Source organism: Methylobacterium sp. J-068, assembly GCF_022829445.1.
In the GTDB taxonomy this organism is placed as follows: Bacteria; Pseudomonadota; Alphaproteobacteria; order Rhizobiales; family Beijerinckiaceae; genus Methylobacterium.
In genome coordinates this window covers 1-22745 of sequence record NZ_JAKSXY010000099.1, presented here as the reverse complement: position 1 = coordinate 22745, position 22745 = coordinate 1, and the positions used below count along the sequence as shown (strand labels likewise).

General features: G+C 71.0%; 28 protein-coding genes. 9 read left to right on the top strand and 19 right to left on the bottom strand.

Going from position 1 to position 22745, the window contains the following annotated elements:
- Window positions 1-117: 117 nt before the first annotated feature.
- The 9 genes from MKK54_RS16645 to MKK54_RS16605 all read right to left on the bottom strand — a co-directional run bounded on the left by MKK54_RS16645 (window position 118) and on the right by MKK54_RS16605 (window position 7886).
- On the bottom strand, window positions 118-885 hold the full coding sequence (locus MKK54_RS16645; protein WP_244012319.1) for a DUF1223 domain-containing protein: 768 nt from the start codon (window positions 883-885) through the stop codon (window positions 118-120).
- A 4-nt stretch (window positions 886-889) separates the two neighbouring features.
- Window positions 890-1921: a lipid A biosynthesis lauroyl acyltransferase gene (locus MKK54_RS16640; protein ID WP_244012318.1), complete on the bottom strand. Its 1032-nt coding sequence runs from the start codon at window positions 1919-1921 to the stop codon at window positions 890-892.
- A 92-nt stretch (window positions 1922-2013) separates the two neighbouring features.
- On the bottom strand, window positions 2014-3036 hold the full coding sequence (locus MKK54_RS16635; RefSeq protein ID WP_244012317.1) for a zinc-binding dehydrogenase: 1023 nt from the start codon (window positions 3034-3036) through the stop codon (window positions 2014-2016).
- 324 nt (window positions 3037-3360) lie between these two features.
- Window positions 3361-3669, bottom strand: coding sequence for an SH3 domain-containing protein (locus MKK54_RS16630; RefSeq protein ID WP_409564197.1), 309 nt, complete (start codon window positions 3667-3669; stop codon window positions 3361-3363).
- A 12-nt stretch (window positions 3670-3681) separates the two neighbouring features.
- Window positions 3682-4446 carry an SDR family oxidoreductase gene (locus tag MKK54_RS16625; RefSeq protein WP_244012316.1) on the bottom strand — a complete coding sequence of 255 codons (765 nt, stop codon included), beginning with the start codon at window positions 4444-4446 and terminating at the stop codon, window positions 3682-3684.
- A complete protein-coding gene (locus MKK54_RS16620; protein ID WP_244012315.1) occupies window positions 4443-5726 on the bottom strand; it encodes a beta-ketoacyl-ACP synthase in 1284 nt (427 codons plus the stop codon). The genes MKK54_RS16625 and MKK54_RS16620 overlap by 4 nt, the downstream gene beginning before the upstream one ends.
- A gap of 59 nt (window positions 5727-5785) precedes the next feature.
- Window positions 5786-6925, bottom strand: coding sequence for a beta-ketoacyl-ACP synthase (locus MKK54_RS16615; protein ID WP_244012314.1), 1140 nt, complete (start codon window positions 6923-6925; stop codon window positions 5786-5788).
- A 27-nt stretch (window positions 6926-6952) separates the two neighbouring features.
- A complete protein-coding gene (locus MKK54_RS16610) occupies window positions 6953-7423 on the bottom strand; it encodes a 3-hydroxyacyl-ACP dehydratase FabZ family protein (RefSeq protein ID WP_244012313.1) in 471 nt (156 codons plus the stop codon).
- 160 nt (window positions 7424-7583) lie between these two features.
- Window positions 7584-7886, bottom strand: coding sequence for an acyl carrier protein (locus tag MKK54_RS16605; protein ID WP_244012312.1), 303 nt, complete (start codon window positions 7884-7886; stop codon window positions 7584-7586).
- A gap of 314 nt (window positions 7887-8200) precedes the next feature.
- On the opposite strand from MKK54_RS16605, the gene MKK54_RS16600 reads away from it, so the two are divergent.
- On the top strand, window positions 8201-9376 hold the full coding sequence (locus MKK54_RS16600; protein ID WP_244012311.1) for an AI-2E family transporter: 1176 nt from the start codon (window positions 8201-8203) through the stop codon (window positions 9374-9376).
- Between the two features lie 28 nt (window positions 9377-9404).
- Here MKK54_RS16600 and MKK54_RS16595 read toward each other — a convergent pair whose 3' ends face one another.
- On the bottom strand, window positions 9405-9782 hold the full coding sequence (locus MKK54_RS16595; protein ID WP_244012310.1) for a hypothetical protein: 378 nt from the start codon (window positions 9780-9782) through the stop codon (window positions 9405-9407).
- Between the two features lie 135 nt (window positions 9783-9917).
- On the bottom strand, window positions 9918-10340 hold the full coding sequence (gene ndk / locus MKK54_RS16590; RefSeq protein WP_244012309.1) for a nucleoside-diphosphate kinase: 423 nt from the start codon (window positions 10338-10340) through the stop codon (window positions 9918-9920).
- Between the two features lie 239 nt (window positions 10341-10579).
- On the opposite strand from ndk, the gene MKK54_RS16585 reads away from it, so the two are divergent.
- A complete protein-coding gene (locus MKK54_RS16585; protein WP_244012308.1) occupies window positions 10580-11119 on the top strand; it encodes a DUF2147 domain-containing protein in 540 nt (179 codons plus the stop codon).
- Between the two features lie 25 nt (window positions 11120-11144).
- On the opposite strand, the gene MKK54_RS16580 is transcribed toward MKK54_RS16585, so the two are convergent.
- A complete protein-coding gene (locus MKK54_RS16580; protein ID WP_244012307.1) occupies window positions 11145-11780 on the bottom strand; it encodes a glutathione binding-like protein in 636 nt (211 codons plus the stop codon).
- Window positions 11781-12011: 231 nt separating this feature from the next.
- Between MKK54_RS16580 and MKK54_RS16575 the strand changes: the two genes are divergently transcribed.
- The 5 genes from MKK54_RS16575 to MKK54_RS16555 all read left to right on the top strand — a co-directional run bounded on the left by MKK54_RS16575 (window position 12012) and on the right by MKK54_RS16555 (window position 16080).
- Window positions 12012-12320 carry a hypothetical protein gene (locus MKK54_RS16575; protein WP_244012306.1) on the top strand — a complete coding sequence of 103 codons (309 nt, stop codon included), beginning with the start codon at window positions 12012-12014 and terminating at the stop codon, window positions 12318-12320.
- Window positions 12321-12440: 120 nt separating this feature from the next.
- On the top strand, window positions 12441-12857 hold the full coding sequence (locus tag MKK54_RS16570) for a DUF4345 domain-containing protein (RefSeq protein WP_244012305.1): 417 nt from the start codon (window positions 12441-12443) through the stop codon (window positions 12855-12857).
- Entirely contained in the window at window positions 12854-14869 is a 2016-nt protein-coding gene (locus MKK54_RS16565) for an FUSC family protein (RefSeq protein WP_244012304.1), read from the top strand. Before MKK54_RS16570 ends, MKK54_RS16565 begins: the two co-directional genes overlap by 4 nt.
- Window positions 14869-15063 (top strand): DUF1656 domain-containing protein, encoded by a 195-nt coding sequence (locus MKK54_RS16560; RefSeq protein WP_244012303.1) that lies wholly within the window; start codon window positions 14869-14871, stop codon window positions 15061-15063. The genes MKK54_RS16565 and MKK54_RS16560 overlap by 1 nt, the downstream gene beginning before the upstream one ends.
- A gap of 3 nt (window positions 15064-15066) precedes the next feature.
- Window positions 15067-16080: an efflux RND transporter periplasmic adaptor subunit gene (locus MKK54_RS16555; RefSeq protein ID WP_244012302.1), complete on the top strand. Its 1014-nt coding sequence runs from the start codon at window positions 15067-15069 to the stop codon at window positions 16078-16080.
- Window positions 16081-16514: 434 nt separating this feature from the next.
- On the opposite strand, the gene MKK54_RS16550 is transcribed toward MKK54_RS16555, so the two are convergent.
- The 6 genes from MKK54_RS16550 to MKK54_RS16525 form a co-directional block, all read right to left on the bottom strand.
- A complete protein-coding gene (locus MKK54_RS16550; RefSeq protein WP_244012301.1) occupies window positions 16515-17021 on the bottom strand; it encodes a GNAT family N-acetyltransferase in 507 nt (168 codons plus the stop codon).
- Window positions 17022-17077: 56 nt separating this feature from the next.
- Window positions 17078-18550: an Asp-tRNA(Asn)/Glu-tRNA(Gln) amidotransferase subunit GatB gene (gene gatB / locus MKK54_RS16545; protein ID WP_244012300.1), complete on the bottom strand. Its 1473-nt coding sequence runs from the start codon at window positions 18548-18550 to the stop codon at window positions 17078-17080.
- Between the two features lie 69 nt (window positions 18551-18619).
- Entirely contained in the window at window positions 18620-18919 is a 300-nt protein-coding gene (locus MKK54_RS16540) for a hypothetical protein (protein ID WP_244012299.1), read from the bottom strand.
- 172 nt (window positions 18920-19091) lie between these two features.
- A complete protein-coding gene (gene gatA, locus MKK54_RS16535; RefSeq protein ID WP_244012298.1) occupies window positions 19092-20573 on the bottom strand; it encodes an Asp-tRNA(Asn)/Glu-tRNA(Gln) amidotransferase subunit GatA in 1482 nt (493 codons plus the stop codon).
- Between the two features lie 134 nt (window positions 20574-20707).
- The gene (gene gatC, locus MKK54_RS16530; protein WP_244012297.1) at window positions 20708-20995 is read right to left on the bottom strand and encodes an Asp-tRNA(Asn)/Glu-tRNA(Gln) amidotransferase subunit GatC; all 288 of its coding nucleotides are present in this window, start codon (window positions 20993-20995) and stop codon (window positions 20708-20710) included.
- A 136-nt stretch (window positions 20996-21131) separates the two neighbouring features.
- Window positions 21132-21311: a hypothetical protein gene (locus tag MKK54_RS16525; protein ID WP_244012296.1), complete on the bottom strand. Its 180-nt coding sequence runs from the start codon at window positions 21309-21311 to the stop codon at window positions 21132-21134.
- Between the two features lie 112 nt (window positions 21312-21423).
- Here MKK54_RS16525 and MKK54_RS16520 point away from each other — a divergent pair, with 112 nt between their 5' ends.
- Together MKK54_RS16520 and ruvX are read left to right on the top strand one after the other, a co-directional pair.
- Complete coding sequence (locus tag MKK54_RS16520) at window positions 21424-21969, top strand: SMI1/KNR4 family protein (RefSeq protein ID WP_244012295.1); 546 nt, start codon at window positions 21424-21426, stop codon at window positions 21967-21969.
- Between the two features lie 80 nt (window positions 21970-22049).
- On the top strand, window positions 22050-22541 hold the full coding sequence (gene ruvX, locus MKK54_RS16515; RefSeq protein WP_244012294.1) for a Holliday junction resolvase RuvX: 492 nt from the start codon (window positions 22050-22052) through the stop codon (window positions 22539-22541).
- A gap of 19 nt (window positions 22542-22560) precedes the next feature.
- Here the strand turns inward: ruvX and MKK54_RS16510 are convergent.
- Window positions 22561-22745: flagellin (locus MKK54_RS16510; protein ID WP_279597401.1), on the bottom strand; the 185-nt coding region annotated here is incomplete at its 5' end.

The window sequence follows — 22745 nt, the reverse complement described above, 5'->3', positions numbered from 1 at the left end:
AACCCAGTCGCTGCGATGAAACGCCCTCCGGGGCGTTTTCGCGTTCTGGGGGCCATGTCGCGATCGGCTGACTGGGCGCGGCGGCCGAGGGCCTTTTTCGGAAACCCGCTGTCGTTTTTAGAAACCCGGTGCCTTGGCCGCGCCGAGGATGCGCTTGGGGTGGCCCTCGTCGCCCCCCTGAAGCAGCACGACGTAGGAATCCGCCTCCGCCACCTTGGCCGCGTGGCGCGGCACCTCGAAATGGGCCGGTCGCCCCGTCCAGGGGCCGATCCGGTGCATCCCGCGCACCACGTTGATGTAGTCGAAGACCTGACCCTTGTTCTCGCCTCCGCCGATGGTGATGTGGCGGCGGCGCATCACGGGCAGGAGCCAGAGCTCGGCCTGGGCATCCGGCTTCGCGCTCGCGCCGACATCGATGCAGATGCGGTCGCCCTCCTCCCAGCTCCGGATCATGACCTGGGTCGGGCCGCTCGCCCGGGCGCGGCGCAAGGCGCGCTCCAGGGAGTTCCGGTCCGAGCGGATCATTGAGGGCTCGCCGTTGACGATGGCCTGGGGCGTGAACACCTGCCGCTCGCCGCGCGAGGAGGCATAGGCGCGCTGGCGGGTCGTGAAGGCCGGCATGCCGTAGGCGTCCTTCCAGCCGAGGTAGTCCCAGTAGGTGATCGGGAAGGTCAGGGCGATGATGCCCGGCTCGCGCGCGAATTCGCCGAGGACGCGCGAGGCGGTCTGGCACGAGGCGCAGCCCTGGCTGGTGTAGAGTTCGATCACCACCGGGGCACGCTCGGTGGCGGCGGCCCCCGTCACGCGCGCGCCCTGGGCGGCGGCCAGGAGGGCGAGGCACAGGACGACGGCTCGGCGCGGATGGGACGTCGCTGCGGGGCTCATGATCTCAGGAGACCGCCCGGTCCGCGGGAATCGTGGTCTCTCGCTCGGCCGCGCGCGCCGGCGGCTCGGCGGCGGTGGGCGCGGGCTTCGTCTCGGCTCTGGGTTTGGGCAGCATGGCGGGCCGCCAGCGCCGGTGCATCCAGAGCCACTGGCCGGGATTCTCGCGGATCCAGTCCTCGATCACCCGGGTCATGGCCTGCATCGCGCCCTGGACGTCGACGGCACCCTCGGCATCGCGCGGCAGGTCGAGGGGCGGGGTGAGTTCGAGATGGAAGCGCGTGCCCGCGCGGCGGATCACCCGGACCCCGTGCACGGGGCAATCGTAATGGCGGGCGAGCTTGCCGAGCAGCGGGTTGACGAGGACGGGCCGGCCGAAGAACTCCACCACGACGCCACGGGTGAAGTGCTGGTCGATGAGCTGGCCGAGATGGCCCCCGCGCTCCACCACGCCCTGCATGGCGAAGACGGCGCCCTGCCCCGCCGCCGCGAGGCCGCCCATGGTCTGGCGCCTCACCTCCTGCACCAGGCGGGCGGAGGCGGCGTCGTTCGGCGGCCGGAAGATCGCGGTGGCGTCGAGGCCGAACTGCGCCGCGCAGATCGCGGGCAGTTCCCAGTTCGCGAGGTGGGCGGAGAAGATCAGCCCGGGCTTCCCGTCGTCGCGCAGGTCCGCGAAGTGGTTCTCGCCCGAGACCGTGATGCGCCGGTCCGCCGACAGGTCGGCCGGGTCGAGGTCGAACAGGGTGTGGAGGTGCGCGTATTCCGCGCCGGTCCGGCCGAGATTGTCCCAGGCCTCGGCTGCGAGCGCGCGGATCGCGGCGGCATCGCGCTCGGGGAAGGCCGCCCGCAGGTTGGCCATCGCGGTGCGGTGGGCCGGCAGGAAGGGGCCGATGGTGCGGACGAGGCGGCCGCCGACCCGGCTCGCGCGCTCGGTTCCGAGGATGCGCGCCAGCCAGAACAGGGTCCGGATCAGGGGAATCATCACCAGCCCGGCGAGCCGCGGCAGGTTACGCTTCAGAACGAGGGCAAGGCGAAGCAAATCGATTTCCGTGACGCGGGGCGTTCCGGCGACGACCCTGACGTCTGGCATAATGCATTTTGCGGCGGGATGGCACCCGTGCGCGCCGCAACTCAGAGCGTCACGAGGATTTTGCCGAAGACCTTGCGGGATTCCAGACGTTCCAGACCCGTGGCGAAATCCGCCAGCGGCAGGACCGTGTCCACCACGGGCGTGATCCCCGCGGCCATCTTGGCGAGGGCATCGCGGATATTCGCCATCGAGCAGCCGAAGGACCCGGTGATCCGGTATTGCTGCTGGAACAGCTGCATCAGGTTCATGGTGGTCGAGACGCCGGAGGTGGAGCCGCAGGTGACGAGGCGTCCGCCGCGCTTGAGGCAGAGCAGCGACCCGTTCCAGGTGTCGGGCCCCACATGCTCGAACACCACGTCGACGCCCTTGCGCTTCGTCAGCCGGCGGACCTCGCCCTCGAAGCGTTCCTCGCGGTAGTTGATGACGTGGTCGGCGCCCAGCGCCCGCGCCCGCTCGCCCTTGGCATCGTCGCCCACCGTGGTGAAGACGGTGCAGCCGATGGCCTTGGCCATCTTGATCGCCGCCGTGCCGATGCCGGAGCCGCCGGCATGCACCAGGATGCTCTCGCCGGGTTCCAGGCGGGCATTGTCGAACAACATGTGCTGCACGGTGCCGAACGCCACGGGCGCGCAGGCCGCGTCGGTGAAGCTGACGCCGTCGGGCATCTTCACCACGAGGCGGGCCGGCATGGTCACGCGCTCGCGGGCGAAGCCGTCGATGTGGAAGCCCATCACGCCGGAGACGTCCTCGCAGAGGTTGTCGCGCCCCTCGCGGCAGGCCTTGCAGCGCCCGCAGGTCTGCGCGCCGTACATCGCCACCCGGTCGCCGGGGGCCAGATCCGCGACGCCCTCGCCGACGCGGACGATCTCGCCCGAGGCCTCGGCGCCCACCGTGAGCGGCAGCTTGCGCTTGGCGAAGGCCATGCCGCGAAAGCCCCAGACGTCGATGAAGTTGAGGCCGACCGCGCGCACGCGGATCTGGACCTCGCCGGGGCCGGGAACCGCCGGTTCCGCGACGTCCTCGAGACGCAGGTCGCGGTCACCGTGGAGCTGGAGGGCTTGCATGGGGCTCGTCTCTATTCGCTGGCACGCCTTGACCATGATCACCTGAAATCAGGCCGATCGCAGGTCATGACGCGCCGTCATTCCAGGTCGACGAAGGCGAGCTCGGAATCCGGAGCCGCCGGCGGTATCATTCTTTGCGCCGCCTGCGTTTCTTGATCCTGGGTTCCGCTGCGTGGACCCAGGATGGCGGTGCTTCTCGGGAAAGGTATCCGTCAGGACGACCCTTCATATGTCATCGCCCTGCCCGCTCAAGGACCGAGAGCGATACGGTCGCGGGCCCTGGCTAGCCTTCGAGGCTCTCGGCATCAACCTACGCGCTTCGTCTCACTCCGGCGAGAGGTAGCGCCGGCGCGCCCAGCCGAGGATCGGACCGGCCTTCACCCGGCACCAGGTCAGTCCGCTCGGGGTGTCGGCGGTGCAGCCGAAGCCGCGCAGGCGGGCCCCGGCCGGGGCCTGCCCCAGGGCCGGCGCGGCGGCGTCCGGCGTCTCGCGGATGCTCAGGCTCTCGCCGCGCGGCAGGCCGTCGACGCGGAAGGCCTCGGCGGCCAGGGCCGGCGCGGGCGCGAGGAGCACGAGAGCCAGCGCGGCGGGGAACGGGGACATGAGGCGCGGGGGCATGAGGCGCGGGGACATGGTGCCTCGGTCTCAGGAGCGGTGGACGCCCATCATCGCGGTCAGGCCGCCGTCGACCGGCAGCACCGCCCCGGTGATGTAGGCCGCACCCTCTCCCATCAGGAAGGCTGCGAGGGCCGCGACGTCCTCGGGCCGCGCGAAGCGTCCGGCGGGGATCTGCCTCTCCATGGTGGCGCGGTGGGCGGCGTAGGGCGCCATCATCCCGGTGTCGATGAAGCCCGGCGCGATCACGTTGACGGTGACGCCGCGCTTGGCCGACTCGATCGCCAGCGTCCGGCAATAGGCGATCAGCGCGCCCTTGCTGGCGGCATAGGCCGCGTTGCCGGGATTGGCCCGGAGCGCGGCCACGGAGCCGATGGCGACGATGCGGCCCGAGCGGGCCCGGATCATGCCCCGGACCAGGGACTTGGCCAGGCGGGTGAGCGACCAGAAGTTCACCTGCATGGCGGCCTCGGCGCGGTCCTGGTCCAGCATCGCCGCCAGGGCGTCGGAGGATTGCCCGGCATTGTGGACGTAGCCGTAGAACCCCTCCGCCTCGATCCGGTCGCAGAAGGCCTCCAGGCTCGGCCGGTCGGCGAGATCGAGGGCCTCGGCGGCGATCGCGCGGCCCGGATGGGCCGCCGAGAGGTCCGCCACGAGGCGCTCGGCCGCCTCGGCCGACGAGCGATAGGTGAAGGTGACGTCGTGGCCGGCCGCGGCGAGCGCCCGCACGATGGCCGCGCCGAGGCCGGAGGCGCCCCCGGTGACGAGGACGCGCCGGGTGGTGTCCGCGCTCATGCGGGCTCGTCCGCGAGCACGAGGCAGGTGTTCTGGCCGCCGAAGCCGAAGGAGTTCGAGAGCACGCGGCGCACGGGCACGTCGCGGGCCTCCGCCACGATGTCGAGGGGGATGCCGGGGTCCGGCACCGCGTAGTTGATCGTCGGCGGGATGCGCCCCTGCGCGATGGTCAGGAGGGAGATCACCGCCTCGACCGCGCCGGCGGCGGTGAGCGTGTGCCCGATCATCGACTTGTTGGAGGAGACCGGCAGGTCGCGGATGCGCGCGCCGAACACGGCCGCGCAGCTCATCGCCTCCATCTTGTCGTTCTCGGGCGTCGAGGTGCCGTGCGCGTTCACGGTGTCGATGGCGTCGGGCGTCGTGCCGGCATCGTCCAGCGCCGCGCGGATCGCCGCGATGCCGGGCGCCCCGTCGGGGCTGGAGCGGGTGCGGTGGAAGCCATCGCCCTTCTCGCCGCAGCCGAGCACGTAGCCGAGGATCCGGGCGCCGCGCGCGCGCGCGGCCTCCGCGTCCTCCAGCACCAGGGCCCCGGCGCCCTCGCCCATGACGAACCCGTCGCGGTTCTTGGAGAACGGCTTCGAGGCGCCCTCCGGCGGGTCGTTCTGGGTCGAGAGCGCGGAGAGCAGCGAGAAGCGGATCAGGGATTCGGGGTTCACCGAGCCGTCGGTGCCGATGCACAGGGCCGCCTTGACCTCCCCGCGCCGGATCGCCTCGACGCCGAGCTGGATCGCGGTGGCGCCCGACGAGCAGGCGGTGGAGAGCGAGATCGGCGAGCCCCGGGTGCCGAAGCGCTCGGCGATGCGGTCGGCCACCGTGCCGAAGATGAAGAGGTCGTGCCAGGGATCGAAGCGGCGGCTCGCGGCGGCGCGCTGCAGGTCGGTGTAGGTGATCGGACCGTTCTGGCCGGACGCCTCGGCCAGCGCCTGGCGCTGGGGCCACTCGATCTCCACCGGGGGCACGGCGATGAAGAGTGCGCCGGGAAAGTCGCCGGGGCGGCCGATGCCGGACTGCGCGATCGCCTCGTCGGCGGCTTCCTCCGCGAAGCGCTGCGACAGGGCGGGCGCCACCAGCGGATCGGTGTCGAGGAAGTCCACCGTGCCGGCGATGCGGGTGCGCAGCCCGTCCGTGGAGAAGCGCCGGATGGCGTGGATGCCCGAGCGCCCGGCCGTGAGGGCGGCCCAGTTGTCGGCCTGCCCCTGCCCCAGGGAGGTGACGATGCCGAGGCCGGTCACCGCCACCAGGGGGCGGCCTTTCGCGTCGCGCAGGGAATGGTTCGTCATCGCGCCGTCCTACACTCTATTTTCCACGGCCGGACCGTGCGGCGATCCTTGTCGCAGGATCAGGCCGCCGTCACCCGGATCACGCCCTCGCCGCGCCGATGGCCCACCACCGTCACCGCGACCTCGCGCAGGCCCTTCTGCGAGACCAGGGCCGCCGCCAGGGCCGTGCCGAGGGGCGCGACGGTTTCGAGCGTATGGCCGGCGAGATCGCCGAGCGCCGTCACCCGAGCGCCGGGAGCGAGGCGCGCCAGGGCCGCTCCCTCCTCGGCCGTGATCGGCGCGACGCCGGTGGCGCCCGCGATCACCGCGTCCGGGGCCTCCAGGCCCGCCGCCGCCCAGAGGGTCGCGAGGCTGGCCTCGGTGCTGCCGGGCGCGCGCCGGGTCCGGTCGCTCGCCACGGTGCCGAGGCGCGCCAGCGCCTTCGCCCCGCGCGCCTCGGCATGGTCCGCCGCCTCCAGGACGAGGAAGGCGGCGGCACTTCCGAGGATGAAGCCGGCCTCGTCCGCGCCGCCCCGGTCGAAGACGGCGCGGAAATCGCGGGCGCGCAGATAGCCGCCCATCTCGTGGATCACCATCACGTCGGGGCGCTCGGCGCTGTAGGAGCCGCCGACCAGCATGCAATCGACCTGCCCCGAGGCGATCCGCGCCTGGGCGATGCGCAGGGCGTCGGTTCCGGCGGCCTCCTCGCCCATGAAGGTGCGCGAGGCGCCCGTGACGCCGTGGACGATGCCGATATTGCCGGCGAGCAGGTTCGAGAGCTGGGCCAGGAACAGGGTCGGGCGCAGGTCGTTCTGGAGGTGTTCGTTGAGGTAGGCGCCCGGATCGGCGGCCTCGCGCAGGCCGGTGAGGATGGCGCCGTCGACCGCCGTGTCGCGCTCACCGCCGCCGGCCGAGACCACGAGGTGCATGCGCCCCTTGAGATCGGCATCGCCCTTCACCCCGGCGGAATCGAGGGCGAGGCCGGCGGCATAGACGCCGAGGCGCTGCCACGGCTCCATCTGACGCTGGTCGGACTTCTTCGGTATCTGCCCGTCGAGGGCGAGCGGCGCGACCGGATGCACCGTGTAGGGCGCGAAGGTCTCCGTATCGGTGCGCGCCGGGGCGCCCGCGTCGAAGGCCGCGAGGTGCGCGGCGACGCCCTCGCCCGCGCAGGACACGAGACCGATGCCGGTGACGACGACGTCGCGCGAAGTGTTCATCTCAGGCACAGGCTCATATCCGAGGGCTCATGCGGGCTCGCCCGCGAGATCGAACAGGCCGATCCTGCGGGCCCGCTCGCGCATCGGCGCGTCGAGCCCGGCCGGGAACGGCATGGTGCGAAAGCGCAGTTCGGCATTGGCCAGCGGCTTGTCGTCGTGGCGGATGGCCGCCTTGGTCACGGCGTAGCCCGAGCCGTCATGCTCCAGGCTGGCCTCGATCCGAAGTTCCGCTCCGGGGCCGACGAAGGAGCGGAAGCGCGCCTTGTCGACGCCCATGAGGAACGGCATCTGCCGGAAGCCGAGATGGGCGAGCACGAGGTAGCCCGAGGCCTGGGCCATGGTCTCGGTCAGCAGCACGCCCGGCACCAGGGGGTGGTCGGGGAAGTGGCCCTCGAAGACCGGGCTCTCCATCGGCACGCGGGCCAGGGCCTCGATCCGGCCGGCCTCCCGGTCGAACCGGGTCACGGCGTCGATCATCTCGAAATATTCGAGGCGCATGGCGTCCAGGGTTCCGTGCGGGCCGGTTTCGCTGCGGGCGCCGGCCCGTCCGCGGCGGACCGGGTCGGGCCGCGATGATCGGCCTGACAGGCGCGCCCCGGCATCCGGGGTCTGACGGTCAGGCTCGGCAAGTCAGGCTCGGCAAGTCAGGCTCGGTAACTCAGGCTTTGGCGGCCTTCTCGGCCACCAGCGCGTCGATGCGGGCGCAGAGGTTCTTCAGCACGAAGTACTCCTCGGCCGGCACCTTGCCCTCGTTGACCTCCTGGGTCCAACGCTCGAGGGGAAGCTTGATGCCGAAGGCCTTGTCCACCGCGAAGGCGATGTCGAGGAAGGCGAGCGAATCGATCCCGAGATCGTCGATGGCGTGGCTCTCGGGCGTGATCGTGTCGCGCGGGATGTCGGCGGTGTCGGCGATGATGTCCGCGACGCGATCAAAGGTGGCGGTGTGGGTCTGCTCGGACATGCGTTCTCGCCGTGTAAACTGGAGATCCGGCCGGAACCGGCCCGTGCCGATCTTGGCCGGAACGATCCGGCGCATGATGCCCGGTGCCCCGGTCGCGCAGCATGCCCCTCGGGCCGGCCTGCGCCGGCCCCGGATATGAAGGCGGTCCCTTACACGAGGGGGTCGGGAGGGGCAACCGTGGCCCTCACGGCGTCGCGATGGCGTCGCGCCGGCCATTCCGATCCGGCTCGGCCGGACTAGATGGAATCCTGAAACGTGGCGGGCCGCCGGCACCGCTTCGCCCGAGGTCGATCGAGACGATGGCACACGAGACGATGGCACAGGATCCGAACCCGAAGCGGCCTCCGGCCGAGCCCTTCGTGGCGCCGATGCCCGGCGCGGAGCGTGCGCCGGCGCACGCATCCCCGAATCCCCCGCCCAGCCACGCGCCCGGTCCGCTCTCCGGCCAGGGGCAGGGCCTCGCCCGCGTCGTCCTCGTCGTCGCGCTCTCGGCCCTCGGCCTCTGGGTGCTGCACCCCTTCGTTCCGGCCCTGGTCTGGGCCGTGATTCTGGCGATCGCCCTCGGGCCGCTCTACGCGCGCGCCGAGCGGCGCTGGCCGCCGGGCGGCCACAACATCGCCCTGCCGGCCCTGTTCACGGCCGCCGTCGCCCTGGTGTTTCTGGTGCCCCTCGTGGTGCTCGGCGTGCAGGCGGCGCGCGAGGCGCACGACGTGGCGGCCTGGATGCGCTCCTTCGAGAAGACCGGCATCCCGGTGCCGGACCTCCTGGCCCGCCTCCCCTTCGGCGCGGCGCAGGCGCAGGCCTGGTGGGCGGAGAACCTGAGCCATCCGGCGGCGGGCTCGGAGCTGCTGCACCGCTTCGACAATTCCTCGGTGCTCGGGGTGACGCGCAGCCTCGGGGCGCAGATCGTCCGACGCACGGTCCTGTTCGGGTTCACGCTGGTGGCGCTGTTCTTCCTGTTCCGGGACGGGCGCGCCGTGGCGGCGCAGGTTTTGACCGCCAGCGCGAAGCTGTTCGGCCCGCGCGGCGAGCGGGTGGCGCGCCAGATGGTGGCCTCGGTCCACGGCACCGTGGACGGGCTGGTCCTGGTGGGGCTCGGCGAGGGCGTGCTGCTGGGAATCGTCTATTACTTCGCGGGCGTGCCGCACCCGGTGCTGCTGGGAGCACTCACCGCGGTGGCGGCGATGATCCCGTTCGGGGCGCCCCTGGTCTTCGGCGCGGCGGCCCTGGTCCTGCTCGCCAACGGCGCGGTGGTGCCCGCCCTCGTGGTGGTGGCGGCCGGCCTCGTCGTCACCTTCATCGCGGACCACTTCGTGCGCCCGGCGCTGATCGGCGGCACGACCCGCCTGCCCTTCCTCTGGGTGCTGCTCGGCATCCTCGGCGGCGTCGAGAGCTTCGGCCTGCTCGGCCTGTTCCTCGGCCCCGCCGTGATGGCGGCGCTGATCCTGCTCTGGCGCGAGTTCACGCAAGGTGCGGACCCCCGGGCCTGAACGCCGGGGGCACGCGGGCGGAATTCCCTCAGGCCGGGCGCGGCAGCTGGCAGCTGTCGAGGGCCGAGAGCGCCTTGGCGCGGGCCGAGTCATTGAAGTAGCCGGTGCTGCGGTAGGCATCGAGCTCGCCCCGGTCGAGGCTCGCGAGCGTCCGGTTGGCGTAGCAGCCGCAGGGACGCGCGAGGGAGACCTCGGAGACGTTCTGCAGGCGGGCCTGCGTGACGGTGCAGGCGTGGCGCACGCGGCCCGTGAGGTTGCCGGCGGAGGCGGTCTTCAGCGCGGGATCGGGGGTGTAGCCCTCGAGCGACGCGGTCGGGCCGGCCTTGTTGGCATTGCAGGCGGCAACGAGCGAGAGCAGGCCGGCGGCGAGCAGGAGCCGGCCGGTGCGCGGGGCGATGAGGCGCATGGGATCGATGGGTCCGTGAAAGCGATTCGGGAACGAACCGGTTTCACGTTCGCGTCCCCGCCGCGCAAGGGCGCCGGGGCCACACCGGCCGCCAAACGCCGCCGCCCCGACGGGCCGCGGCGTCGGGCGCGGCACTCAGCCGGCGATGTCGGCGTCCTGGAAGAACTGGGCGATCTCGGCCTTGGCGTTCTCGAGGCTGTCCGAGCCGTGGACCGTGTTTTCGCCGACCGATTCGGAGAAGGTCTTGCGGATGGTGCCCTCGTCGGCATTGGCCGGGTTCGTGGCGCCCATGACCTCGCGGTAGCGCGCGACGGCGTTCTCGCCCTCGAGCACCTGGACCACCACCGGGCCGGAGGTCATGAATTCCACGAGCTCGCCGAAGAACGGGCGCTCCTTGTGGATCTCGTAGAATTTTTCCGCCTGGGCGCGGCTCATCTGGATGCGGCGCTGGCCGACGATGCGCAGGCCCGCCTTCTCGATCACGGCATTGACCGCGCCGGTCAGGTTCCGCTTCGTCGCGTCGGGCTTGAGAATGGAGAAGGTGCGCTCGGTGGCCATGGTCCGTCCGGTTGTGATCGCTCAGCCGAAAATGGCTTCGGCGCCGGGCTTATAGCGGGCGGGCTCCCCACCCTCAACCCGAGGCGAAATCGCGGGGGATAACCGGGCGGGCGGCGCGCGAATTCCGGCCATCATGGCTTTGGCGCAACAAAGCCGGAAAAACGCCCGATTGCGGACGCCTCCTGTGGTCAGACGACAACGGCCCCCTTTCCGCAGCCACGCCACACGGAGACCAGGACATGCGCGTCGCCCTCCCCGCCGCCCTCATCCTCGCCAGCCTCGTGCCCGCCTCCGCCGCACCGGCCCAGGACCCGACGGGCACCTGGCTCACCGGGGACGGCCGCGCCAAGGTCCGCATCGATCGCTGCGGCCCGGGCGCCGCCAACATCTGCGGCAAGGTTGTCTGGGCCAAGACCGCCACCAACGAGGACGGAAGCCCGCGCACGGACATCAAGAACCCCGACCCCAAGAAGCGCGCCCGCCCCCTGCTCGGCCTGACGCTCCTCGACAACCTGAAGCCCGAGGAGGCGAAGTTCTCGGGCGAGATCTACAACGCCGACGAGGGCAAGATGTATCAGGTCAGCCTGGAGCGCGAGAGCGGCTCCGAGCTGTCGGTCTCCGGCTGCCTGCTCAGGGTGCTGTGCGGCTCGCAGACCTGGACCCGCGTGCCCGACGTGAACCAGCAGGCCTCCGCCCAGCCCGAGCCCGCCCCGGTCGTCAAGGCCGCCCCGAAGCCCGCGAAGGCGGCGCCCGCCAAGGCGCCCGCGCCGGCCGAATGAGCCGCGCGGGATAAGCCGGCGCGCCTCAGACCGCCGCGAAGCCGCGCTGCACCGCTGGGCGCGCCATGATGCGGTCGAGCCAGGCCCGGACGTTGGGCAGGCCGGCGAGGTCGATGTTCTGCTTCTCGTGATACTTGGCCCAGGGCAGGATCGCGATGTCGGCGATGGAGAACGCGCCGGCCACGTAGTCCCGGTCGGCGAGGCGCCGGTCGAGCACCCCGTAGAGCCGGTGGGCTTCCGCCGTGAACCGTTCGATGGCGTAGGGGATCTTCTCCGGCGCGTAGATGCGGAAATGATGGGCCTGGCCGAGCATGGGCCCGAAGCCGCCCACCTGCCAGAACAGCCACTCGTCCACCGCGATCCGCGCCCGCTCGTCGGCGGGATAGAGGCAGCCGGTCTTGCGCCCGAGATATTGCAGGATCGCGCCCGACTCGAACACCGTGACGGGCTCGCCCCCCGGCCCGTCCGGATCGACGATCGCGGGAATCTTGTTGTTCGGCGAGATCTTGAGGAAATCCGGGGCCATCTGGTCGCCCCGGCCGATATTCACCGGCACCACCCGGTAGGGCAGGCCGCACTCCTCCAGCATGATCGGGATCTTCCAGCCGTTCGGCGTGCTCCAGGTGTGCACGTCGATGGGTTTTCCCGGGGCGTGTGCCATGCGGTTCTAAATCCAGCGCAGATCAGGCTCGTCTCATGCCCCGGATCAATCCGGAACGCGAGCCGATGGTTGCAGGGGCCGTGCCGACGATGGTTGCAGGGGGGCTGCCGGCGGCTTGGACCGGTGGACCGTGCCGCGACCCGTGTGATTGGCGCTTGCCCTCGCCCAGGGTTGTGCTGTGATGCGGCCGGCCCGCCCCCCGGCGGCGCCCAAGGTTTCCCAGGGGTCCTCATGCAGCCGTTCCGTATCCGTCCGACCGTCGCGTTGTTCGCGGCCTTCGCGCTCCTGGCAAGTGCTCTGACACCCATCGCGTCCGGCGACGCCTGGGCGCAGGCGGCGGCCGCGAAGGAGACCGCCAAGGACACGGCCAAGGAAACCACAAAGCAGCCGAGCGTCGGACAGAGCGCGGCGCGCGAGCGCCAGAAGAAGTGCGGCGCCGAGTGGCGCGCCCTCTCGGTCGCCGACAAGGCCGCGCAGGGTCCGAAATGGCCGCAATATTACAGCAAGTGCGTGAAGCGCTTGAAGCAGATCAAGGCGTGACGCGCCCGGCGCGGTCTTTTCCGCGCGGAACGCGGCCTTTCGCGCGCGCAACGAAGGAACGGAAGCCTGGCCGCCCCGGTTGCCGATCCGGTTAAGATGCGAGTCTCAACGGACGCGACGATGCGGGAACGGCAGGCGCTGCAGCGCGTGGTGGCGGTGGTGGCCCTGGTTCCGGTGGTCTCCGGCCTCTACGGCGTGCTGTTCGGGCTGAACGGGATCGGCCGTAGCGGCCTCGTGGACGTCTCGGCCGACAGCCACTTCCGCTACCTCTCGGGGTTGCACCTCGGCATCGGCATCCTGTTCTGGACCTGCGTGCCCGGCATCGAGACCAAGACCACGCTGTTCCGCTTCCTCACCCTGGTGGTGGCCCTCGGCGGCCTGGCGCGCCTGCTCGGGCTGGCGCTGACCGGGCTGCCCTCCCTGGTGATGCTGGCGGCCCTGGCCGTCGAACTGGCGGTGACGCCGCTGCTCTGCCTCTGGCAGGCCCGCGTCGCCACCCGGTCCGGCGACGTCCCGGCGCGGGAGAATGCCGGGTGAGCGAGCTGGCGCCGGCACGGTCCACCCTGTCAGACCGGGCCCTCGCGCTGGCCGAGCGCTTGGTGCCGAGGCCCGCCGCCTGGGCCTTCGCCGTGCGGATCTGGCTCGCCATGATCCTGGCGCTCTACGCGGCGTTCTGGCTGCAATTGTCGGGTGCCTCCTCGGCGGCGGTCTGCGTGGCGATCCTGGCCCAGCCGACGCGCGGTCAGGCCCTCTCCAAGGCCCTCTATCGCTTCCTCGGCACGCTGGTGGGCGCCGCCGTGGCGATCGTCCTGATAGCGCTGTTCGCGCAGGACCGGGTCCTGCTGCTCGTCTCCTTCGCGACATGGCTGGGCTGCTGCGTCTTCACCGCGCACTTCCTGCAGGACACGCGCGCCTACGGCGCCATGCTCTCGGGCTACACCGTGGCGATCATCGCCATCGCGCATATCGACACGCCGCAGAGCACCTTCGAGGCCGCCGTCGACCGGGTCGCGGCGATCACCCTCGGCATCGTGGCGATCACCTTCATCAACGATGCCCTGGGGAGCCCGAGCATCTGGCGCTCGGTGCGCGACACCCTGGCGGGGGCGATCGCGGAGACGCAGGCCTTCGCCCGCGAGACCCTGACGCGGGGCGATCCGGGCTCCGAGCGCGCCGCCGCGCTGATCCGGAAGATCGCCGTCCTGCGGGGCGATGCCGGCGCCATCGCGGGTGAACTCGATGACGGGCCGGATCGGGCCGCCGGGGCCCGCAGCGCCATCGCGGCGCTCTACGTGATGGCCGCCACCGCCCGCCATGTCCGGGCGGCGATCGCGCGCCTGCCCGAGCCCTCTCCGGCCGTCGCCGAGGCGCGCGGCCTCTGCCTCGGCCTGACCGGGCCGGAGGGCGACCCGGCAGCGGCCGTGGCGCGCCTGTCCGACCTCGTGGACGAGGCCCTGCGCGCGGGCGACGAACCCCTCGACGCGGTTCTGGCGCTGCAACGCTCCCTCGATTTCGCCCGCGCCGCCCTGTTCGCGCAGGACGGCCACCGGGCCCTGGCGCGGGGCGGGCGGCCCCTGCGCAGGGTGGCGCTGCCGACGCATCGTGACATGCCGGAGGCCCTGCGCGGGGCCCTGCGGGTCGCGATCGCCTTCGGCCTGACCGCGCTGTTCTTCGCCGCCACCGGCTGGCCCGCCACCTCCTTCGCCCTGGTGCAGGTGGCCTCCACCTGCGCCCTGTCCTCGATCACGCCGGACCCGCGCGTCTTCGCCAAAGGCGTGCTCATCGGCATGCCGCTGGCGGCCCTCTCCGCCGGGATCGTGCTGTTCGGCATGCTCGCGGGGGTGCAGGGCTTCCCCCTCCTCGCCATCGCCATGGCGCCGGTGGTGTTCGTCGCCTGTTTCCTCAGCCTCAACCCGCCGACCTTCGGCATCGGCTTCATCCTGCTGGTGTTCTTCCCTGTGCTGCTCTCGCCCGCGAACCCGCAGAGCTACGATCCGCAGGGGTTCCTCACCAACGCCTTCCTGGTCGTCGTCGCGGCCCTGATCCTGTTCTTCACCGTGCGGATCATCCTGCCGATCTCGAACGCCCGGCACCGGGCCTTCGCGCTCGATTCGGCCCGCCGCGCCCTCGTCGATGCCCTGGCCGGGGCGGGCGGCGACGCCACCACCCGCACCAGCCTCAACAGCGACCGCCTGCTGCAATTCGCCCGCTGGAGTTCGGGCAGCGGCGCCGTGCGCCGGGCCAGCCTCGACCGGGCCTTCGACCTCGCCCGCATGGAATCGGCCGCCGCCCGGGCCCATGCGCAGCTGCGGGGTCTGGCGCACGATGCAGGCCTCTCCGGCGAGACCGCGCGCGCCCGCGCGGCGATCGAGACCGTCGACGCCGCCGGGATGCTGGAGGCGGCCCGCGCGCTGCTGGCGGCGGCGCCCGGAGCCTTACCGGAGACGCGCTCCCACCTCGCCCGCGCGGTGAGCGACCTCGTCACGGCCGCGCACGTGATCGAGCGGCAGGGCCGCTTCCTGCGCCGCCTCGGTATCGGAACGGCCTGATGCGGAGCGACCTCGACCTCGGCGGCGTGCTGCTCTCGCCCTTCGTCGCCTACGCGGCCGGGGCGCTGGCGATCCTCGTGGCCTTGCGCTTCCTGTTCGCGCGCCTGCGCATCGGCCGCTACGTCGCCAACCCGCCCCTGGCGGAGGCCGGCCTCTACGTCTGCATCCTCGCCCTCCTGATCGTGTTCCTCTGAGCAATGGCCGACGACAAGACCAAAGACGCGCCCGCCACCGATGCCGGGCGGGACCGGAGCCCGGACACGAGCCCGCGCCGGGCCGGGCGCGGGCGCCGCGTCCTGCGGATCCTCGCGACGGTGATCATCCTCGCCTGCGCCTTCGTGGCGGCGGCTCTGGTCTGGCAGTTCTACGTCACCGCGCCCTGGACCCGCGACGGACGGGTGCGGGTCCAGGTGGCGAGCGTGGCGCCGCAGGTCTCGGGCCAGATCACGGAGCTGCGGGTCGACGACAACCAGCCCGTGCGCAAGGGCGACGTCCTCTACGTCATCGACCCGTTCGACTTCGAGGTCTCCGTCACCTCCGCCGAGGCCGAGGTCGAGAACCGGGAGGCCGACCTCCAGGTCAAGCGCACCCAGGCGGCCCGGCGCGAGGCGCTCACCACGCTGTCCACCTCCGTGGAGGAGAAGCAGCAATATGCCGGCACCGCCAAGATCGCGGAGGCGGCTCTGGCCTCGGCCAAGGCGCAGCTCTCCCAGGCCAAGATCAACCTGCAGCGTACGCAGGTGCGCTCCCCCGTGAACGGCCGGGTGACCAACCTCCTCCTGCGCACCGGCGACTATGCCACCACCGGCACCGTCAACATCGCGGTGATCGACACCGACTCGTTCTGGATCGACGGCTATTTCGAGGAGACCAAGATGGCCCATATCCACGTGGGCGACCCGGTCTCGGCCGAACTCCTCGGCTACGATCCGCTGATCCGCGGCACCGTGGAGAGCATCACGCTCGGCATCAGCACGGCCAATGCCGCGGCGAGCACGCAGGGGCTGCCGAACGTCGACCCGGTCTACACCTGGGTTCGGCTCGCCCAGCGCGTGCCCGTGCGCATCCGGATCGAGGCCGTGCCGGACGGCATCACCCTGGTGGCGGGCATGACCGCCACCGTCTCGGTGGGAGAACCCGGCCGCCACCGCGAGGACTGGCTCGCCCGCCTGCGCGGCCGCTTCTCCGGCGCGACGGCGCCGACGCCCTGAGGCCACCTGCCGGGGAGGACGAGGTCGCGCCGTGGGCCAAGGGCCTGTGCCGACAGGAATTTTTAAGGCTGTCGAGACGGGAAACAATACGATCGCAAAAACGCATAAATAGGGCCTTGACGTCTTCGCGATTGGGTCGCACCTTAGTCGAGTGCTTCGACGGCAAAGCACAGCTCAAGCAACGAGGAGGCCTTGATCGGATAACGATCATGACCGACGAGACGCAGGAGATTTGGGAATGACGCCACCCCAGCAGGCGGCTGCGGCGATCATCCGGGTGTAATTCGACCCGGACGCTGAGCAGCGCACACGCGAATCACGGGACGGAAGCGGTCTCCAGGGGCGCAGAAGCGGCCACACGGCACGACTTCGGACATGCACCAGCCCCACTTCGGCCGCTTCCGCCGCCGGTTGATCTTGTTCAATCTTGGCGGTTAAGAGCAAGAACCATCAAGACTTCGTCGTAGAAGACATCGTTGACCTTCAGGGCGCGCGGTTCCAGGCGCGTAACGCGCGAAACCGGCTGCCTCGTAGCGTCGGATCGCTTCCTGATTGGTGGCACCCACCGACAGAGCGACATCCTCCACCCACGCGGATGCATGGCCGAGCACGGCGGCGATGAGCCCCGAGCCGATGCCCGTTCCACGGGCGGCCGGGCTGACGAAGACGCCCCACAACGTGCCCTTGTGGCGGAGCTTGGGCGCCTCGGGCACGTAGAGTCCCGCGACGCCGACCAGTTCGCCCTGCCCGCACCAGGCGCCGAACACGGCTTGGCCCTCCAGGGTCGCGGTGAACCACGCCAGCGGCTGGCGGGATTCCACTTCCCACGAGGCCCCGAACGCCTCCGGGTGCCGGGCGAGGCCGTCGAGGCGCAGGGCACGGAACGCCGCCGCGTCGTGCGGGCCGAGACGGCGGATCGCTACAGCGAGCGTCGGAGTCACGGCGTCGGTCCCGCACCAGGGCGGCCCGCCCTCATGGGGGTAGGGCGCATACCCCCCTACTCGATTCCGAGCTTGGCCTTGAGCAGGGCGTTCACGGCTGCCGGGTTCGCCTTGCCGCCGGTGGCCTTCATGGTCTGGCCAACGAACCAGCCGAGCAGGGTCGGCTTCTCGCGGGCCTGGGCAACCTTGTCGGGATTTTTGGCGATGATGTCGTCCACCGCCGCCTCGATGGCGCCCGTGTCGGTGACCTGACGCATGCCGCGTGATTCGACCAGCGCGCGCGGCTCACCGCCCTCGGACCAGACGACCTCGAACAGATCCTTGGCGATCTTGCCCGAGATCACCCCCTCGCCGATGAGATCGACGATGGCGCCGAGCTGATCGGCCGAGACCGGGCTCGTCTCGATGCTGTGGCCCTCCTTGTTGAGGCGGCCGAACAGCTCGTTGATGACCCAGTTCGCGGCGGCCTTGCCGTCGCGGCCCTTCGCCACCGCCTCGAAATAATCGGCCGAGGCGCGCTCGGCGATGAGCACGCCGGCATCGTAGGCGCTGAGGCCGTAGCTCTCGATGAAGCGCGCCTTCTTGGCGTCTGGCAATTCGGGCAGGCCCTCGGCCAGGGCGTCCACATAGGCCTGGTCGAATTCCAGCGGCAGCAGGTCCGGGTCGGGGAAGTAGCGGTAATCGTGCGCCTCTTCCTTCGAGCGCATGGAGCGGGTCTCGCCCTTGCCCGGATCGAACAGGCGGGTCTCCTGGCTGATCGTGCCGCCATCCTCGATGATCGCGATCTGGCGGCGCGCCTCGGTCTCGATGGCCTGCCCGATGAAGCGGATCGAGTTGACGTTCTTGATCTCGCAGCGGGTGCCGAGCGGGTCGCCGACCTTTCGCACCGAGACGTTGACGTCGGCGCGTAAGGAGCCCTTCTCCATGTCGCCGTCGCAGGTGCCGAGGTAGCGCAGGATCGTGCGCAGCTTGGTCACGTAGGCGCGCGCCTCCTCGGAGGAGCGCAGATCCGGACGCGAGACGATCTCCATCAGGGCGACGCCCGAACGGTTCAGGTCGACGAAGCTCTGGGTCGGGTTCTGGTCGTGCAGGGACTTGCCGGCATCCTGCTCGAGGTGCAGCCGCTCGATGCCCACCGTGATCGACTCGCCGTCGGGCAGATCGACCAGCACCTCGCCCTCGCCGACGATCGGGTCTTTGAACTGCGAGATCTGGTAGCCCTGCGGCAGGTCCGGATAGAAGTAGTTCTTCCGGTCGAACACCGAGCGATGGTTGATCCGCGCTTTGAGCCCGAGACCGGTGCGCACGGCCTGGGCCACGCATTCCTCGTTGATGACGGGCAGCATGCCGGGCATCGCCGCGTCGACCAGGGAGACGTGATCGTTCGGCTCGCCGCCGAATTCCGTCGAGGCGCCGGAGAACAGCTTCGAGCGGCTCGTGACCTGGGCGTGGATCTCCATGCCGATCACGACCTCCCAGTCGTGCAGGCCGCCCTTGATGAGTTTTTTTGGGTTCACGGCTGCGGTCATGATGGCCCGGAAATCAGTGCGGTGGGGCGCCGGTAAGCGCCTGAAGGGTGGGAGTGCCGGCCCGCGCGGTCAAGCGCGCAGGCGGTAGAGCTGGTGCGCGAGGAAGCCCAGGGTGCCCCAGACGAAGGCCGCGATCCAGCGCACGGGGAAGAAGGTCGGCCCGTCGTGGCTCACGGGCGCGGGCCAGGGGATGCCGATCGCGGTGACGCCCCACGACACCAGCACCGAGACCGCGAAGGCCATCAGCGACACCAGGATGATCTTCACGAACTGGTCCGACTTCCAGCCCATGACCAGCGCGATGCCGATGAGCACCGGGTCGAAGGCGGCCCAGATCCAGACGTCGAAGGGATAGACCGGGACGGTCATCGGGTGTGCCCCCAGGTCGAGGTGTGCGGTCCGTCATTGGATCGCGCCGGGCTCCCTCTCCTGGAAGGAGAGGGTTGGGGTGAGGTGTGGTCCATGTCCGTGACTGTCGCACACCTCACCCTGTCCCTCTCCTTCCAGGAGAGGGGACCGGCGCTTGGGACCAAAAGCTTGCTCATGCCCACCACGCGGCCGGCAGCCTGGTACGCCCGGCGGCCTCCTCGATCACCTGCGCGGCGGCGAACAGGGTCTCCTCGTCGAAGGGACGGCCGATGAGCTGGAGCCCGAGGGGCAGCCCCTGTGCGTCGAGGCCCGCCGGCACCGAGATGCCGGGCAGGCCCGCCATGTTCACCGTGATGGTGAAGACGTCCTGCAGGTACATCTCGACGGGATCGCCCGAGCCCTTCTCGCCGATGCCGAAGGCGGCGGACGGGGTCGCGGGCGTCAGGATCGCGTCGATGCCGGCGGCGTAGGCCTGCTCGAAGTCCCGCTTGATCAGGGTGCGGATGCGCTGCGCCCGCACGTAATAGGCGTCGTAATAGCCGGCCGAGAGCACGTAGGTGCCGATCATGATGCGGCGCTTCACCTCGCGCCCGAAACCGGCCGCGCGGGTGTTCTCGTAGAGCCCGGCGATGTCCTTGCCGGGCACGCGCAGGCCGTAGCGCACGCCGTCGTAGCGGGCGAGGTTCGAGGAGGCCTCGGCGGGGGCGACGATGTAGTAGGCCGGCAGCGCGTACTGGGTGTGCGGCAACGAGATCTCGCGGATCGTGGCGCCGGCATCCCGGAGCATCTCGGCGCCCCGGTCCCAGAGCGCCTGGATCTCGGCGGACATGCCCTCGACCCGATACTCCTTCGGAATGCCGATGGTCAGGCCCTTCACGCCGCGCGTCACCGCCGCCTCGAAATCGGGCACCGGCAGGTCGGCGCAGGTGGTGTCGCGGGAATCCTGGCCCGCCATCGAGCCGAGCAGGATGGCGCAGTCGCGCACGGTGCGGGCGATCGGGCCGGCCTGATCCAGCGAGGAGGCGTAGGCCACCGTGCCCCAGCGCGAGCAGCGGCCGTAGGTCGGCTTGATGCCGACCGTGCCGGTGAAGGCGGCGGGCTGGCGGATCGAGCCGCCCGTATCCGTCGCGGTGGCGCCGAGGCAGAGATGGGCCGCCACCGCCGCCGCCGAGCCACCGGACGAGCCGCCCGGCACCAGCTTCGTCTCCGAACCGGCTCGGCGCCAGGGCGAGACGGCGTCGCCGTAGGCCGAGGTCTCGTTGGACGAGCCCATGGCGAACTCGTCGAGGTTGAGCTTGCCCAGCATCACGGCGCCGTCGCGCCAGAGATTGGCCGTCACGGCGGATTCGTAAGCGGGCGTGAAGCCCTCCAGGATCTTGGAGCCGGCGGTGGTGGCCACGCCGTCCGTGCAGAACAGGTCCTTGATCCCGAGCGGGATTCCCTCCAGCGGCCGCGCCTCGCCGGCGGCGAGTTTCGCGTCGGCGGCGTCCGCCATCGCCAGCGCCCGCTCGGGCGTCTCGACGAGGTAGGCGTTCAGGCCGCGCGCCTTCTCCATGGCGGCGAGGTGCGCCCGGGTCAGGTCGGCGGCGGAGAAGTCCCCAGCCTTCAGCCCGTCGCGGGCCTCCGCCAGGGTGAGTTCGTTGAGAGAGGTCATGTGCGAGAAAGTCCTGGGCGCTCGTCCTGTTGAACCCCGGCGTGACGCCGTCGCCATGGTGGGGGCGCCGGGCCGATTCGGAGACGAAACTGGTGCCGCGCGTTGCGGTCGCGTGCGGTGCGGGCGCGTCGCGCCTACTCGACCACCTTCGGCACGAGGAAGTAGTGGTCCTCGGTTTCGGGCGCGTTGGCCACGATGGCGTCGGCCTTGGCCCCGTCGGTGACCAAGTCGGCCCGCTTCTTCATCGCCATCGGGGTCACGGAGGTCATCGGCTCGATCCCCGTCACGTCGACGGCGCCGAGTTGCTCGACGAAGGCCAGGATCGCGTTGAGTTCGCCCTGGAGGGGGGCGACCTCGTCCTCGCTCACCGCGATGCGCGCCAGGTGCGCGATGCGCCTCACCGTCGTTGCGTCGACCGACATGCTGCCTTCAAATCCTCGCGGTGCCCGCCCGCATCCGCGCGGATGTCGCGGGCGGTGGCACGTTGCGCCGGGCTATAGCACCCGCCCTCGCGCGCTCGCAACGCCGGCCGGATCCGGGCGATCCCGCCGGAGGTCTTCAGGTGATGACGTGGTGCGCCAGAGCGGGTGCCTCGATGAGGATGCCGGCCCGGCGCGGGGTCAGGTCGGCCCGCTGGAAGCCGAGGAGCAGGACCTCGCAGGCCAGGACCAGCATCAGCTTGTGCCGGAGCGGCATGGCCCGCCGGGTCGGACGTGATGCGGGAGCGGCTGAGGTCATGGGGTCGGCACCGGGTTCGTTAACGAACGCTTAACGATGCTCTGGCGGCCCGGGTCCCCGCAAGGGTATGACAACGTTTCTTTAACGTTAATGCGTCGGAAGGGTGTTTCAGATGTGGGAGACGGTGTTCGCGCCCTGCGCGCCGGGGCCGGTCTCGAGCGCGGCCGAGCTCGACCGCGCCGAGGCCGAGCTCGGATTTCCGTTGCCCGAGAGCTACCGGACCTTCTGCCTGAGCCTCGGGGCAGGGCTCGCCAACGGGTATTTCCGCGTCGCGATCCCGAGCATCGATCCGGAGACGGACCTCGTCGGGCGCTCTGAACTCATGGCCCACAGCATCGCGTCCGTGCTGGCCGAGCGGGTGGACCACCGCTTCGAGGTCGAGGGCGACGACCCGAGCGTGATCGAGCGCGCGGGCTTCTTCGGCCAGACCGAGGCCGGCGCGTTCCTGTTCTGGGACGTGGTGCCGGGACGCGACGAGTACGAGATCTGGGTGCTGGACGCCGACCTCGAATCGATCCGCTTCGGCGGCGCCGACCTCGTGGACCTGATGCGGCGCAGCCGCGGGGCGGCCGTGCGCGGCATCCTCGGCATGGGCGCCGCGCCCCTGCCCACCGCGTTCGTCGGCGACGGCACCGAGGGCGCGGCCGGCCTGCACTGATCCGGGGAGCGATCCGGCCCCTCCCTTGCGGGCCGTCGCCGGATCGATCAGGAGGGACGCGTCACGGGAGAGCGGCGGACATGGACGAGGCCGAGATGCGGGCCTTCGCGGAGGCGTCGCGGGGCGGCCCCCGCCTCATCGGGATCGATCTCGGCACCAAGACGATCGGGCTCGCCCTGTCGGATGTGGGCCGCCAGATCGCCTCGCCCCTCGAGACCATCCGGCGGGTCAAGTTCACTCCCGACGTGGCCCGCCTGCGGACCCTGTGCGAGACGCACGGCGTCGGCGGCCTCGTGATCGGATTGCCCCTCAACATGGATGGCAGCGAGGGGGTGCGCGTGCAGTCGACCCGCTCCTTCGTGCGCAACATGAAGCCGCTGCTGCCGCTGCCCGTGCTCTACTGCGACGAGCGCCTGTCCACCGCCGCCGTCACCCGCGCGCTCATCGCGGCGGATGCCTCGCGGGCCAAGCGCGGCGAGGTCGTGGACATGCTGGCCGCCGCCTACATCCTCCAGGGCTGCCTCGACCAGATGCGCAGGGCCCTCGGCGAAGAGCCGGACGAGGAGGTCTGAGCCTCAGGGCGCGAGCCGCTCAGCGGAAGAGCGAGAGCAGGCCGGCGCCCGCGCCGTTGGCGATGCTGAGGGATTGGGTCGCCAGCTGCTGCTGGGTCTGGAGCGCCTTGAGCTTGGTCGACTCCTCTTCCACGTCGGCGTCCACCAGGATGCCGATGGTGCGGTCGTTGGCCTTCATCAGGGTGTCGACGAAGGTCTTCTGGC

Coding starts and splice junctions, on each gene's coding strand:
- MKK54_RS16645 (WP_244012319.1), bottom strand. CDS start 885: ATGAGCCCCGCAGCGACGTCCCATCCGCGCCGAGCCGTCGTCCTGTGC.
- MKK54_RS16635 (WP_244012317.1), bottom strand. CDS start 3,036: ATGCAAGCCCTCCAGCTCCACGGTGACCGCGACCTGCGTCTCGAGGAC.
- MKK54_RS16630 (WP_409564197.1), bottom strand. CDS start 3,669: ATGTCCCCGCGCCTCATGCCCCCGCGCCTCATGTCCCCGTTCCCCGCC.
- MKK54_RS16625 (WP_244012316.1), bottom strand. CDS start 4,446: ATGAGCGCGGACACCACCCGGCGCGTCCTCGTCACCGGGGGCGCCTCC.
- MKK54_RS16620 (WP_244012315.1), bottom strand. CDS start 5,726: ATGACGAACCATTCCCTGCGCGACGCGAAAGGCCGCCCCCTGGTGGCG.
- MKK54_RS16615 (WP_244012314.1), bottom strand. CDS start 6,925: ATGAACACTTCGCGCGACGTCGTCGTCACCGGCATCGGTCTCGTGTCC.
- MKK54_RS16610 (WP_244012313.1), bottom strand. CDS start 7,423: ATGCGCCTCGAATATTTCGAGATGATCGACGCCGTGACCCGGTTCGAC.
- MKK54_RS16605 (WP_244012312.1), bottom strand. CDS start 7,886: ATGTCCGAGCAGACCCACACCGCCACCTTTGATCGCGTCGCGGACATC.
- MKK54_RS16600 (WP_244012311.1), top strand. CDS start 8,201: ATGGCACAGGATCCGAACCCGAAGCGGCCTCCGGCCGAGCCCTTCGTG.
- MKK54_RS16595 (WP_244012310.1), bottom strand. CDS start 9,782: ATGCGCCTCATCGCCCCGCGCACCGGCCGGCTCCTGCTCGCCGCCGGC.
- ndk (WP_244012309.1), bottom strand. CDS start 10,340: ATGGCCACCGAGCGCACCTTCTCCATTCTCAAGCCCGACGCGACGAAG.
- MKK54_RS16585 (WP_244012308.1), top strand. CDS start 10,580: ATGCGCGTCGCCCTCCCCGCCGCCCTCATCCTCGCCAGCCTCGTGCCC.
- MKK54_RS16580 (WP_244012307.1), bottom strand. CDS start 11,780: ATGGCACACGCCCCGGGAAAACCCATCGACGTGCACACCTGGAGCACG.
- MKK54_RS16575 (WP_244012306.1), top strand. CDS start 12,012: ATGCAGCCGTTCCGTATCCGTCCGACCGTCGCGTTGTTCGCGGCCTTC.
- MKK54_RS16570 (WP_244012305.1), top strand. CDS start 12,441: ATGCGGGAACGGCAGGCGCTGCAGCGCGTGGTGGCGGTGGTGGCCCTG.
- MKK54_RS16560 (WP_244012303.1), top strand. CDS start 14,869: ATGCGGAGCGACCTCGACCTCGGCGGCGTGCTGCTCTCGCCCTTCGTC.
- MKK54_RS16555 (WP_244012302.1), top strand. CDS start 15,067: ATGGCCGACGACAAGACCAAAGACGCGCCCGCCACCGATGCCGGGCGG.
- gatB (WP_244012300.1), bottom strand. CDS start 18,550: ATGACCGCAGCCGTGAACCCAAAAAAACTCATCAAGGGCGGCCTGCAC.
- MKK54_RS16540 (WP_244012299.1), bottom strand. CDS start 18,919: ATGACCGTCCCGGTCTATCCCTTCGACGTCTGGATCTGGGCCGCCTTC.
- gatA (WP_244012298.1), bottom strand. CDS start 20,573: ATGACCTCTCTCAACGAACTCACCCTGGCGGAGGCCCGCGACGGGCTG.
- gatC (WP_244012297.1), bottom strand. CDS start 20,995: ATGTCGGTCGACGCAACGACGGTGAGGCGCATCGCGCACCTGGCGCGC.
- MKK54_RS16525 (WP_244012296.1), bottom strand. CDS start 21,311: ATGACCTCAGCCGCTCCCGCATCACGTCCGACCCGGCGGGCCATGCCG.
- MKK54_RS16520 (WP_244012295.1), top strand. CDS start 21,424: ATGTGGGAGACGGTGTTCGCGCCCTGCGCGCCGGGGCCGGTCTCGAGC.
- ruvX (WP_244012294.1), top strand. CDS start 22,050: ATGGACGAGGCCGAGATGCGGGCCTTCGCGGAGGCGTCGCGGGGCGGC.